Origin of the sequence: Faecalibacillus sp. TM498 (genome assembly GCF_020589955.1) — a bacterium.
GTDB lineage: Bacteria > Bacillota_I > Bacilli_A > Erysipelotrichales > Coprobacillaceae > Faecalibacillus > Faecalibacillus intestinalis.
In genome coordinates this window covers 81,505-95,396 of sequence record NZ_JAJDKB010000001.1, presented here as the reverse complement: position 1 = coordinate 95,396, position 13,892 = coordinate 81,505, and the positions used below count along the sequence as shown (strand labels likewise).

The following is a 13,892-nucleotide window of genomic DNA, read 5'->3' as shown; positions in this document are numbered from 1 at the left end:
CAAACGCCCTTTTTAAAATTGTTTTAAATATTCTTCATTTAAAGCGATGACTTTTTTCATCATCTCTTGACCACAGGCACCAATTGTATTTCTTTTGTTGACACAAGTGTTGACATCAATTGCTTGATAAACATCTTCTTCAAAAACATCAGAGATATTTTTTAATTCTTCTAGAGAAAGTTCATCAAGATCTTTGTTTTGGCTAATTGCATATAAAACAAGTTGACCAATAATACCATGAGCATCTCTAAATGGTACACCTTTATTTACTAGATAGTCAGCAGCATCAGTTGCATTTGTAAAACCACCAGTAGCTGATTTTTTCATTTTATCTTTATTAAATGTTGTTGATTTTAACATATCACTTAATAATTGAAGGCATCCTTTAGTTGTATTTAAAGCATCAAAATACATTTCTTTATCTTCTTGCATATCTTTATTATAAGCAAGAGGAAGACCTTTCATAGTTGTTAAAAATCCCATAAGGGCACCATAAACACGTCCTGTTTTCCCTCTGATCAATTCGCAAATATCAGGGTTTTTCTTTTGTGGCATGATTGAAGAACCGGTTGAGAATGTATCATCTAAATCAATAAATTGATATTCATTTGTATTCCAAATAATCATTTCTTCAGATAAACGTGACATATGCATCATCATTGTAGACATAGCGCTTAAAAGTTCAATTAAATAATCACGATCAGAAACGCCATCAATACTATTTAAACAAGGTCCTTTAAAACCTAAAATTTCAGCACTGTATTCTCTATCTAAGGGATAAGTTGTTCCAGCAAGAGCCCCAGAACCTAATGGACAATAATCCATTCTTTCATAAATATCATGTAAACGTGATTGATCACGCTTAAACATTTCAAAATAAGCTCCCATATGATGAGCTAAAGTAATTGGCTGTGCTTTTTGTAGATGGGTAAAACCAGGCATGATGGTATCGATATGTTCTTTCATGATTTCATGAATGGTTTTTAATAAATCAACAAGTAAAGTATTCAACATTTCGATTTGATCTTTTGTATAAAGTCTCATGTCTAAAGCAACTTGGTCATTTCTACTTCTACCAGTATGTAATTTTTTACCAGTATCACCAATACGATCAATCAATGTTGATTCGACAAAACTATGAATGTCTTCAAAGTTTTCATCAATTTCTAATGTTCCATTTTCAACTTCATTTAAAATTTCTTTTAAAGTTTTTTCAATTAGTTGACCTTCTTCTTGTGTTAAGATTTCTTGTTTTGTTAACATTTTTACATGACCGATACTTCCTTTGATATCTTGACTGGCAAAAGTTTTATCAAATTTAATAGAAGCATTAAAATCATAAACAAGTTGGTTTGTAGGTTTAGTGAATCTTCCACCCCATAAATTCATAAATTTCCTCCTTTAAATAAAAAGAGCAGTGGGCTCTTTTTATTTTTTGTTATTTAATTTCATTGCACGTACTTTAGTTGAAAGACCATATAAAGTAATAAATCCTTCAGCGTCATGATGATCATATAAATCACCAGTTTTAAATGATGCGATATCTTCATCATATAATGAATAAGGAGAAGTTGTACCTTCTTTAATAATATTTCCTTTATATAATCTAAAGTTTGTTGTACCTGTTACATATTCTTGAGTCTTATCAACAAAAGCAGTTAATGCTTCTCTAAGTGGTGAGAACCATTTAGCAGCATAAACAAGTTCAGCAAATTCAACAGAAACAAGACGTTTATATTTAAGTGTCTCTCTATCTAAGATAAGTTCTTCTAATTGTTGGTGAGCTTCCATTAAGATAGTTCCACCTGGTGTTTCATAAACACCTCTTGATTTCATACCAACAACACGGTTTTCAACGATATCGATAATACCAATACCATGTTGACCACCGATTTCATTTAATTTTTCTAAGATTTCTCTTTGAGACATCTTTTCACCATTTAAAGCAACAGGAACACCTTTTTCCCAATCAATTGATAAGTGAACATCTTCTTCTGGAGCTTTTTCTGGAGAATTTGATAATACTAATAAGTGATCATAATTTGGAGCACATGATGGATCTTCAAGTTCTAATCCTTCATGAGAAATATGCCAAATATTTCTATCACGTGAGTAACTATTATCAGCAGAGAAAGGTAAATTGATACCATGAGCCCTACAATATTCGATTTCAGATTCACGAGAATCCATTGTCCATTTTGGATCACGCCATGCAGCGATGATTTTTAAATCTGGAGCTAAAGCTTTAATACCTAATTCAAAACGAATTTGGTCATTTCCTTTACCAGTGGCACCATGACAAATTGCTGTTGCACCTTCTTGACGAGCAACATCAACAAGTACTTTTGCAATTAATGGACGAGCAGTTGCAGTCCCTAATAAGTATTTGTATTCAAATACAGCATCTGCTTGAACAGTAGGCATAATGTAATTTTCTACGTATTCATCAACCACATTTTTGATATAAAGTTTACTTGCACCACAAGCTTTAGCACGTTCTTCTAAACCGTCTAATTCTTCTTTTTGACCAACGTCAATACAGCAACAAATAACTTCACAATCATAGTTTTCTTTTAGCCATGGGATAATCGCAGTAGTATCTAATCCACCAGAATAAGCTAAAACAACTTTTTCTTTCATTTATAGTTTCCCCCTTGTTTTTATCTTATAAATTATTATTATCATAAACTACTTTTTTCAAATATGCAATATACTTGTCGAAATGTTGTAGACCCAAAAAGTAAGCCCCATCTTTATTATATATTAAAAAATTTTTTTCTTAATAAATCATTATTGACAAAATTGAAATTTGTCATATAATGGTTTTAAACTCGAAGACTAAAAGAGTAGTCTTTATGGAAATAAGAGCAATCCTATGTTGATGGAAGATAGGAATGGAAGTAAAGATGAAGCGCATTTACGAGAGAAAAGATGGAAATAGAAGTATATCTTTTGGTAGATCTGCCTTAAAGATGAAAGAGGTTGTAAGGTCAACTTACAACAATTAGAGTGGTAACGCGATCAGTCGTCTCTATTTAGAGACGGCTTTTTATTTTTTATAGGGGGAAAAGTAGAATGATTAATGTCGGAATTGTTGGTTCAACTGGTTATGGGGGATGTGAGCTTGTAAGATTTTTATTAACACATCCCAATGTCAATATTGAATGGGTTTCATCAAGAACATATAGTGATCAAGAATATAGTGATGTTTATAAAAGTTATTTCACTTTATTAGATCAAAAGTGTGTAGATGAAGATATTGAAAAATATTTAGATAATGTTGATGTTGTATTCTTTGCAACGCCCCAAGGGGTCTGTGCAAAGATGGTCAATGAAAATGTTTTAAAGAAAGTAAAGGTTATTGATTTATCTGCGGATTATCGTATTAAAGATGTTGAAACTTATGAATCATGGTATGGAATTAAACATGCTTCACCTGAATTTATTCAAGAAGCTGTTTATGGATTATGTGAAATCAATAGAGAAGATGTTAAAAATGCAAGACTGATTGCTAATCCTGGATGTTATCCAACATGTTCCATTTTATCGATTTATCCACTTGCTAAAGCAGGACTTATTGATATGGATACGTTGATTATTGATGCAAAGAGTGGAACAAGTGGTGCTGGTAGAGGAGCAAAAGTTCAAAATCTTTATTGTGAAGTGAATGAAAGTATTAAAGCTTATGGTGTAGCAAGTCATCGTCATACACCAGAAATTGAAGAACAATTAGGGTATGCTTCTTCATCAAAAGTATTACTTAACTTCACACCTCATCTTATTCCAATGAATAGAGGAATTTTAATTACAGCTTACGCTTCATTAAAAAAAGGAGTAAGTGAGGAAGATGTTAAAAAAGCGTATGATATTTATAAAGATGAATATTTCGTACGTGTCTTAAAAGAAGGAAATGTTCCAGAAGTAAGAAATGTAAAATGTTCAAACTTTGTTGATGTTGCTTATAAAGTAGATCCTCGTACACATAGAGTGATTATGATGGGAGCCATGGACAATCTAGTTAAAGGAGCTGCTGGTCAAGCAATTCAAAATATGAATATTATGTTTGGTTTAGATGAAAAGACAGGTCTTATGTTAGCACCTGCAGTTTTATAAGGGGAAAAAGAGTATGAAAATAATAGAAGATGGAACAGTTACTAATCCAAAAGGGTATAAAGGTGCTGGATTACATATTGGTATTAAAAAGAAAAATAAAGATTTTGCTTTAATTGTTTCTGATGTTGAAGCAAAAGCAGTAGGAACTTTTACAACAAATATGGTAAAAGCGGCTCCTGTTTTATGGGATAAACAAGTTGTAGAAAACAGTGATACAGTAAAGGCTATTGCGATTAATAGTGGGATTGCCAATGCTTGTACTGGAAAACTTGGTGAAGAAGCAAATGAAAAATTCGCAAATATTGTAGGAAATGCTTTAAATGTAGAAAAAGAAAAAGTATTGATTTGTTCAACAGGAGTCATTGGTAAACAATTATCTACTGATCCAATTGAAAAAGGGATTGATGAAGCTTTAAAACAATTAAAAGATGATCATCAAGCAGGAATTGATGTAGCTACTTCAATTATGACAACAGATACAAAACCAAAACATTTAGCTGTTGAAATTGAAGTAAAAGGAAAAACGGTAACTATTGGAGCATGTTGTAAAGGTTCAGGGATGATTCATCCAAATATGGCAACAATGCTTGGATTTATTACAACTGATTTAAATATTTCTAAAGAATTATTAAATAAAGCATTAAAATCAGTTATTCCAGATACTTTTAATATGATTTCTGTAGATAGAGATACTTCAACAAATGATACTGTTTTATTACTTGCTAATGGTTTAGCTGGTAATGATGAAATTGTAAAAGAAGATGAAGATTATCAAACATTTAAAGAAGCTTTATATTATGTTAATGAATACTTAGCTAAATGTATTGCAAGTGATGGAGAAGGGGCTACTAAATTATTAGAAGTAAATGTAAATGGTGCAAAAGATGTTAAACAAGCAAAAGTAATTGCTAAAAGTGTTTGCACATCACCACTTGTAAAAACAGCTATTTTTGGAAATGATGCAAATTGGGGAAGACTTTTATGTGCGATGGGATATTCTGGGGAAGAATTTGATCCTTATCAAGTAGATTTATATATAGAAAGTGAATTTGGTAATTTAAAACTTGTAGAAAATGGGATGGCTACAGATTATAGTGAAGAATTTGCAACTAAGATTTTATCGAGTGATTATGTAAAAACAAATATTGAAATGAAAATTGCTGATGCAAAGGCAACAGCTTGGGGATGCGATTTGACTTATGATTATGTCAAAATCAATGCTGATTATCGTTCGTAGGGGGAAAAGAGATGCAACAAGAGTTTAAGAAGGAAATTAATAAAGCGGAAATTTTAGTAGAAGCGCTTGGATATATGCAAAAATATGAAGGTGATATTGTTGTTATTAAGTATGGTGGAAGTGCAATGACAAATGAAATCATCAAAAAGAGCGTTTTAAAAGATATTGCAGTTTTAAAATCAGTTGGGTTAAAACCAATTATCGTTCATGGTGGGGGAAAAGACATCAATAGAATGTTAGACCGTGTACAAATTAAAAGTGAGTTTAAAAATGGTCTAAGAGTTACTGATAGAGATACTTTAGAAATTGCGGAAATGGTTTTATCTGGAAAAATCAATAAAGGTCTTGTAACACATTTAGAACAAATTGGAACACATGCTGTTGGATTATCTGGAAAAGATGGAAATATGATTACGGTAGAAAAGGTTATGCCTCAAGGTGAAGATATTGGTTTTGTAGGGAAAATTACAAGTGTGGATACTACACTCATCAATACTTTATTAGATCAAGGGTATACACCAATTATTTCAACAATTGGTTTAGATGAAAAATATCATGCTTATAATATTAATGCAGATGATGTTGCTACAGCAATTGCACGCGCTGTTAAAGCAAGTAAACTTGTTTTCTTGACGGATATTGAAGGTGTATTAGAAGATCCAAATAACTCAGAAACATTGATTTCAAAAATTGATACTGAATCAGCTAAAGAATTATTTGAAAGTGGTATTATTACTGGAGGAATGATTCCAAAACTTAAAAACTGTTTAGAGGCAGTACAAAATGATGTTAAACGTGTTCATATTTTAGATGGTAGATTAGAACATAGCTTATTAATAGAAATCTTTACTAAAAAAGGTGTTGGAACAATGATAAAAAGATAGTGCGAAAGCACTATCTTTTTATCATTGTGTGTCGGGCATGGCACTAATTCAGTTGGAAATAAACCAACCACAGGTATTTACCGCCAAGTGTAATGAACCACAAGTTGTTGTCAGTGATGGCAAGGATGAAAGAAGTGGTGTAGTGATTCCTTTGAGCGTACGAACAGAAACTTGATATAAGGCTAAATGGTGGATGAGATTGCAGCACAAATCGAAATCCAAAAGGTAAACGTAAAACCAAGACAGTAAATCAAGACGTTGTAAAGGAAATAGGATTAGTGAATTACCCCGGGAGGTCTTGTGAACAACGAAGTCCAGTAAACTTTAAAAGCAGTGATGGTACCGTTGGTCGAAAAAGGTTTATCACAAGAAGTCAGCTGAGGTCATAGTAGGTATAACACCAAATACTGAAGGACCTAATGTTTATATGATGTTTGTTTATCATAAGCAATGTTTGAACAGTTCGAAATCGAGGATAATCTTATAATTGGAAATCGTAATTCCAAGGAGATGAAGGTAGAGGGAATGGTTTCAAATATATTTACAAATGAAGGAAGAAACAACAACATGAGTATACAAGAGTCTGCAACTATTAAACAAGAAATTGCCATACAAGTTCAGTGAAGAACAAATATATGCAGTGGCCAATTCAAGATTAGGTTGGTACAAACGTGTAAATGGAAGTGTAGTTAATTTCTTGATAAATGCGGACATACTAGCCATAAATAAAAGGGAAAGACTAGGTTTGGTCAATCCCATGAAATACTACCTAGGGTAGTTGAATTGCCATATAAATGTAGCGCCGTATACGAGACCCGTACGTACGGTGCAATGAGAGGGGAGAGAATAATTATTCTCCCTCTACTCTATTTAAATAGGGGCACCCTTTAAATATTTATGTGGTACCCTTATTGCATATAAAAAAGTCCTCTCATGATATGATTGTTTTGCCTACTAAAATCATACATGAGAGGAGGCTAATGCCTATTAAAGATATTATCATGAGATCTCTTTCTTTGGAAGAAAATAATGTTGAATAATAAGGTTAATATAAAGATAACCAATTCGGGCGTAGTAAAAATCACCAATAATGGTGAAAATACTACAGCTAGATAAAGGTTATCTTTTATTTTTGATACAATCTCTTTAGGATGATTAATCATAATGGAAAAAAATTTAATTGGAGAAATAAGAATTACATAAGAACTAAACATTAAACCAAACATTTCTGCCCTTTCAAGAAAGTACAAAAAAGGACAGGCACACAATCAAAAAATACTATTTTTGAAAAAGACAAAGAATATCTAAAACCATTGTCAAACAAGATAGTGCTTGATTCATATATAAATGAACATTTACGCCAGAATGTACCATCAACACATCTCATATCATACAAAGATAAAAAATATTCCGTTCCACCTGAATATAGACTTTAGGGTTGATATATATGAGGTTGGTGAGAGCTTATATATCTACCACAATAAAAAGATACAGTAGGAGAGAATACGAAAAGAATAAAAAATTATATAGTGAGTCAATTAAAAGATGATCAGGAAAGTGAACAGCTGACACTGGATTTGGAATACCTGTTTAAAAAAGGAAAAGGGAAAAACTAAGTAAATACAGAGTGCACGCGGTAGCTGTAGGCATAAGGAGTGTCTTGAGACATGCGCTTAGAAAGTAGGACTATGCCCGCAAATGTAAAACCACCGGCTAAACCGGTGGATAGTTATTTGTCTAAAATAAATCTTCATATATTTTTGAAATGACTTTAGAAAGATTTTGAAAAGTAGGTTCTTTTTTGATTTCTTCTAATGTTGTGTTATTTGAGATTAAAAATGATAAGTAAGACCATAATTTAAAGGCGTTAGGATTATTTTTTTGTATTGAAACAAGAAAAACAATATCTACATATTCATCATCCCATAAAATGGGTTTTGGTAATATAGCAACAGAAATGAAAGATGTTTCACTTAAAAAAATTTCAGGATGTGGTATTGCTAAATAATTACCAAAATAAGTGGAAGTAACATTTTCGTGATTCATAATTGAATGATATAGTTTTTCATCTGCTAAGCCTTGCTTATAAGCCATTTCATAAAGCCTTTTTATAACGGCGTTTTTAGATGGAGCATCTCCATAATAGAACAAATCCTCACTAAAACAATCCAAAATATCTTTTGGACCATTGAACCCATCTAGAAGTAATTCAATTTTCTTGATATCAGTGTCATTAAAAAAATAAGAAATTTTTTGTATTTTATTATTATTAATGAATATATCATTTTCAGTTGTACATATTACATTATAATTATTCACATTAGTAGTTGATAACGAATTTTTAGGAATAATTTTAACTTCTTTTATTGATGGAAAATTTCTCAAAATATTATTTTGAAGCAAAATAGTCTCACTCCTTCTTAAAGAACTAATGATTAACATTCTTTTCTTTTTTTGTGGAGAATTTTCATCTATATAATTTACAAAATGTAAAGCAACATATGCAATTTCATCATCTAAAATTTTTTTATCACTTGGTATAATTGTATTGGTGAAAGTAGAAGCTAGATCATATGCAAGTGTGTATTTTTGCTTAATATTGAATGTCATAATATTTCTTAACTGCATATTAGTATTTATACGAGTTAAAAGAGGTAAAATATGTAAACCTAATGATATTCGTAGATTGAGATTAGAGGTAAAATCTAAACCAAATATTTCTTTGATTTTATATAAGCCTAAAAAAACTAAATTATTAATTTCATCAGTAATAAATTCCTGTTTATCAAATTCTCTTTTACCATATAAATTTAAAGCTAGAAAAAAGATTTCATCATCATTAAACTCAAAATTATATATATCTGCACATTTTTCTAATATATTTTTTGAAATTTCGATGACATGTGCATACACTGGCGATATGTTTAGTGAATCCATATGAATAAGATGACCTGACTTAATACGATTAACAGCAGTAACAATATGCAAGATAAGGTTTTGAAGGGCAATATCAGAAATTATATAATGTGAGTGAGTGAGAATTTTAATAACAATATTATTTATATCATCAATATGTTCATGTGAATTAAAAGAATGTGTAATCTCATCACAAACCAAATTTTTAATTTTTAATTTTTCTTGAATAATATAATTACGAATATCATTTTCTTTGCCAATAATTTTAATACCATAATAAGGTTTAGATATAAGAGTTAAATGATATGAAGATAACATGTTTTTAGCTAATTTAATGTCATTGGATATTTGGGAACGGCTTATATACATTTCATCTGCTAAATCTGCACTTTTTAAATAATCATTTGAATCTAACAACTTAGAAATTATATAGGAAATACGAGAAGATTGATCTTCAAAAAATTGATTAAGGTTATAATCTTGTATGATTGAATTCATAAATATATTAGCAGTTTCTTGATTAGTGATAGACATACAAATACAATTTTTGTTATTTTCGATATATAAACCATGTTCTTTAATGGTTTCCTTTATTTCAGCAATATCAGTTTGTATAGAACGAAGGCTTAAATGAAACTGATCTGTAAAGACCTGTAGAGAAACAGGTGCATCTAAGTTTGAAAATAAATTTAATAATATTTCAATTTGACGTTTGGTGAGCATAAAAAATACCTCCTAATCTAATAATATTATAAGTATATTTATTATATCATAAACCTTAATAGAGAAAAGATTTTACAATTTGATTTTTATTGCACTGTTTTTCATAAAATTTTTGAAAAAAAATACAACCAAATTGTTTCATTAATTTTAGGAAAAAGTATGTAAATATCTAAAAACTGATTTGTGATAAAATCACATTGTAAGGAAAGTAAGGATTATAAGAATAGAATAATGTAGAAGGAGGGTAAAAAATGGTAATAATCATTATGTATTCTTACTTATTTTGAAATAGAGATGGAGGTGATAGTGCATGATAAATATTTTAGTAGTAACTCATGGGAATTTTGGTAACGAATTAATTAAAAGTGCAGAAATGATTGCTGGAAAGCAAGAGAATATTGAGGCGCTAGGCTTATTTGTAGAAGATGATTTTGATATGTTTAAAAGTAAAGTGAAAAATAAAATTAAAGAATTGGAAAATGAAGAAGGTGTGTTAGTGCTTACCGATATGTTTGGGGGGACTCCTTCTAACGCATCATTTGCAAATTTAAATAATTTAGATTTTGAATGTGTAACAGGTTTGAATTTGCCGATGATGTTGGAAGTATTAATTAATAGAGATATAAAAACACTTAAAGAACTCGTGAATATTGCAGTTGATGTTAAAAAGAATAGTATATTTAATTTAAGAGAAATAGTTTTAGAAAAATGATGGAAAGGGGAAACTAAAATGGAAATAGGATTAATTAGGGTAGATAGTAGACTTATCCATGGACAAGTTATTACAAAATGGTTAAATTATTCTAAAGCAAATGTTATTGTTGTTGTTGATGATGAACTCTCAAAAGATAGTTTTATGTCAGAAATATATAAGGCCTCTGCTCCCAATGGAATTATTGTAGAAATTTTAAGCATTGATGATTTTATGAAAAATACTGGCACTCATAAATATAATAATAAAAGACTTTTAATTTTATTAAAAAACATTGAAACAGTTTATGAACTTTACTTAAGACAATTTAAAATGGAACATATTCAACTTGGAGGATTACCAAGCGGTGTAGGAAAAAAAGCAATATATAAAGCTATTTTTCTTAATGAAGAGGAAATTAATAAATTAAGAGACATTGCCAATTCTGGTGTGTATATTGATATGCAGGTTATACCAGAAGATACAAAATCTGATTTAATGAAAATGATAAAATAAGGGGGATAAAAAAATGGAATTATCATTAGCGATTTGTGCTGGATTATGGTATTGGATTGCCAGAACACAAGTGGGATATACATTACATGCAATTTTATGTCAGCCATTAGTAATGGCGCTACCATTTGGATTGATTTATGGAAATTTATCACAAGCAATGATTATTGCTGCAAGTATTCAAATGGTATATTTAGGATTAGTAGGAAATGGAGGAAATTTACCGGCTGATGAATGTTTGGCTGGATGTGTAGCAATTCCAATTGCTTTAGTTAGTCAAATGGATCCTGGACAAGCAGTTGTTTTAGCGATGCCCTTTGGATTAATTGGAGTTTTACAAGATCAACTTAGAAGAATTATCAATGCTGTTTTTCTTCATAGAGCAGATAAAATGGCAGAGGTTGGAAACATAAAAGAGATTGAACGTTGTGCAATTGTGTATCCAGTAATTTTAGGATTCTTTTTAAGATTCCCAATTGTATTTGCGATTACATATGCAGGTGCTGGTACAGTGCAAAATATTTTAGCTTCTATGCCTGAATGGATTACACATGGATTAAGTGTTGCAGGAGGTATTTTACCAGCAATGGGATTTGCAATGACAATTTATATTATTGGAAAAAAACAATATTTACCATTTTTCATTATTGCATTTTTCATGGTTCAATATTTAAAAATTAATGTAATGGCCGCTGCTATTTTTGGAACTTGTATTGCATTGTTAATTGTTTTATTGAGAAGAGAAAAAAATATGGAGGGAGCTATTTAATATGGATGAAGTAGAAAAAAACAAAACTGTTGAGAAAGATATGAAAAAATTAGTTAATAAATCATGGTTTAGATATTGGCTTTCAGCTGAGATGTCAAATTCATACGAAAGACTACAATCATTATCGTTTTGTTATAGTATCATTCCTGTTTTAAAAAAATTATATCCAAATAAAGAAGAATTTGGAGAGGCGGTTAAGAGACATTTAAACTTTTTTAATACCGAACCAACTTGGGGTTCACCAATTTTAGGAATTGCAATTGCTATGGAAGAAGAAAAAGCAAAAACTAAGCAAATACCAGGAGAGGCAATTACATCGTTAAAAACAGGATTGATGGGTCCATTAGCAGGAATTGGTGACACAATCGATTGGGGCACATTAAAAACAATCATTTATGGTATTGCTGTTACTTTCGCATCATCGGGTAATATATTAGGGGCATTTATTCCTTTGGTATTTACATGTTTAACTTTTATTATTGGTAGGTATTTAACGAATTTCGGTTATACTGTTGGAAAGGATTCAGTAAAATCTATATTACAACAGGGATGGATTAAGGAACTTATTTTTGGAACAAGTATTTTAGGATTATTCATGATGGGGGCATTAACAAGTAATTTTGTTAAAATAATAACACCATTATCTTTTGAAATAGCAAAAGGGCAAACGCTAGTTATTCAAGAAATTTTAGATAGTATTGTACCAGGTTTACTACCTTTGTGTGCAGTGTTTGGTATTTATTATTTCTTAAAAAAAGGAAAAGTTAATTATGGAGTTTTAGCTATTGGAATTGTAGCTATTTGTTTAGTGGCTTCATTTGTGGGGGTTTTATAGGATGAAAAATGTAGTGATAGTAGGGGCAGGTAAGGAAGGAAAAGGAACATTTGGTGATATATTTTATGAAAATAAATGGAATATAACTTTTATTGATAAAGATGAAAACGTTATTAATTCATTAAACGAGAAGAATAGTTATATAGTTGAAGCCCTATATGAAAATTATAACGAAAAACATATTATTGATCATTATCATGCATATCTTATTGATGATTACACTAATAGTTATGAATCTATCCTTAATGCTGATGTTATCGTTTTGGCATTATATCCTGAAGATATAAAAGAAGCTTTAAGTAAATTGAAGTTTTCTTTACAAAAGAGAATAAAAAGTAATTATGAACAAAAATTAACAATTTTATGTGGAACAAATAAAAATCACATGATGTCAAAATTAGAAAATTTCTTATTAGATGATCTAAAAATCGAAAAGGAATGGTACTGTTCAAATGTTGCGCTACGGGACATGATTATTAGAAGAAGTTCTAATTCAGATGCAAAAGATGCTGTTCAATTAACTACGAAGATAGTACAAACGTTATTAATACAAAGTCCTGTCTATTTTGATGTTTCTAAATTTAAATGGTTTGAATTGAATAATAATTTGGAAATGATGAAAGATATTAAATTATTTACCTATAATTCACCGCATGCAGCATGTGCGTATGTTGGTTATAAGTACGGATATCAAACTATTGAAGAAGCGAGTAAAAATAAAGATATTAAAGCAATTATGGAAGCTTGTGTTTTAGAAGCAAAAAAAGGTATTTTATCCTCGTTTGAAATTACAGCAGAAGAATTAGATGATTTTGTTGATGCACCGAAACCAAATGGAGAAGAAAGGGAATATATTACAAGAGTTGCATTGGATCCAATTAGAAAACTATCCAGAAATGATAGATTAACGGGAATAGCGATGATTTGTATGGAAAATAATATTGAATGTCCAAATTTGATTAAAGCAATTGCGTATGGCATGAGTTACGATTGTAAAGAAGACATATCAGCAAAAAAGATTCAAAATCTTATTCTTGAAAAGGGAATTAAAAAGGCAATTAGCGATGTGATTGGTGTTGATGAAATGCATCCAATTATAAAGAAGATACAAAATGAATATTTAAAAATAAGATAAAATCCCGTTTTTGACAGTTAAGCGTGAAAACCGTTGATATCAGTGGCTTTCACGCTTTTTTAAATGTTGTATGGGA

General features: G+C 30.3%; 11 protein-coding genes and 1 other annotated feature. Of the genes, 8 read left to right on the top strand and 3 right to left on the bottom strand.

The genetic code is table 11. The annotated features are described in order from the left end of the window. Positions 1–12 precede the first annotated feature (12 nt). Together argH and LJD32_RS00495 are read right to left on the bottom strand one after the other, a co-directional pair. Complete coding sequence (argH, locus tag LJD32_RS00500; RefSeq protein WP_032090485.1) at positions 13–1,389, bottom strand: argininosuccinate lyase; 1,377 nt, start codon at positions 1,387–1,389, stop codon at positions 13–15. Positions 1,390–1,428: 39 nt separating this feature from the next. Beyond that, the gene (locus LJD32_RS00495; protein ID WP_032090484.1) at positions 1,429–2,640 is read right to left on the bottom strand and encodes an argininosuccinate synthase; all 1,212 of its coding nucleotides are present in this window, start codon (positions 2,638–2,640) and stop codon (positions 1,429–1,431) included. Positions 2,641–2,825: 185 nt separating this feature from the next. After that, positions 2,826–3,036, top strand: a binding site (T-box leader). A gap of 39 nt (positions 3,037–3,075) precedes the next feature. Here LJD32_RS00495 and argC point away from each other — a divergent pair. The 3 genes from argC to argB are packed head-to-tail and all read left to right on the top strand — an operon-like array spanning position 3,076 to position 6,234. Further along, positions 3,076–4,113 (top strand): N-acetyl-gamma-glutamyl-phosphate reductase, encoded by a 1,038-nt coding sequence (gene argC, locus LJD32_RS00490; protein ID WP_032090483.1) that lies wholly within the window; start codon positions 3,076–3,078, stop codon positions 4,111–4,113. A gap of 13 nt (positions 4,114–4,126) precedes the next feature. Continuing rightward, positions 4,127–5,350: a bifunctional ornithine acetyltransferase/N-acetylglutamate synthase gene (argJ, locus tag LJD32_RS00485; protein ID WP_032090482.1), complete on the top strand. Its 1,224-nt coding sequence runs from the start codon at positions 4,127–4,129 to the stop codon at positions 5,348–5,350. 11 nt (positions 5,351–5,361) lie between these two features. After that, entirely contained in the window at positions 5,362–6,234 is an 873-nt protein-coding gene (gene argB, locus LJD32_RS00480; RefSeq protein ID WP_227391484.1) for an acetylglutamate kinase, read from the top strand. Between the two features lie 1,737 nt (positions 6,235–7,971). On the opposite strand, the gene LJD32_RS00475 is transcribed toward argB, so the two are convergent. Next, positions 7,972–9,873 (bottom strand): BglG family transcription antiterminator, encoded by a 1,902-nt coding sequence (locus tag LJD32_RS00475; RefSeq protein WP_227391485.1) that lies wholly within the window; start codon positions 9,871–9,873, stop codon positions 7,972–7,974. 310 nt (positions 9,874–10,183) lie between these two features. Here LJD32_RS00475 and LJD32_RS00470 point away from each other — a divergent pair, with 310 nt between their 5' ends. The 5 genes from LJD32_RS00470 to LJD32_RS00450 are packed head-to-tail and all read left to right on the top strand — an operon-like array spanning position 10,184 to position 13,816. After that, positions 10,184–10,585, top strand: a complete 402-nt coding sequence (locus LJD32_RS00470; protein WP_032090479.1) for a PTS sugar transporter subunit IIA — start codon at positions 10,184–10,186, stop codon at positions 10,583–10,585. An 18-nt stretch (positions 10,586–10,603) separates the two neighbouring features. Beyond that, a complete protein-coding gene (locus tag LJD32_RS00465; RefSeq protein WP_227391486.1) occupies positions 10,604–11,080 on the top strand; it encodes a PTS system mannose/fructose/N-acetylgalactosamine-transporter subunit IIB in 477 nt (158 codons plus the stop codon). A gap of 13 nt (positions 11,081–11,093) precedes the next feature. Beyond that, on the top strand, positions 11,094–11,846 hold the full coding sequence (locus LJD32_RS00460) for a PTS mannose/fructose/sorbose/N-acetylgalactosamine transporter subunit IIC (protein ID WP_032090477.1): 753 nt from the start codon (positions 11,094–11,096) through the stop codon (positions 11,844–11,846). Between the two features lies 1 nt (position 11,847). Continuing rightward, entirely contained in the window at positions 11,848–12,681 is an 834-nt protein-coding gene (locus LJD32_RS00455) for a PTS system mannose/fructose/sorbose family transporter subunit IID (protein WP_032090476.1), read from the top strand. Position 12,682: 1 nt separating this feature from the next. Next, positions 12,683–13,816 (top strand): hypothetical protein, encoded by a 1,134-nt coding sequence (locus LJD32_RS00450; RefSeq protein ID WP_227391487.1) that lies wholly within the window; start codon positions 12,683–12,685, stop codon positions 13,814–13,816. Positions 13,817–13,892: the final 76 nt, after the last annotated feature.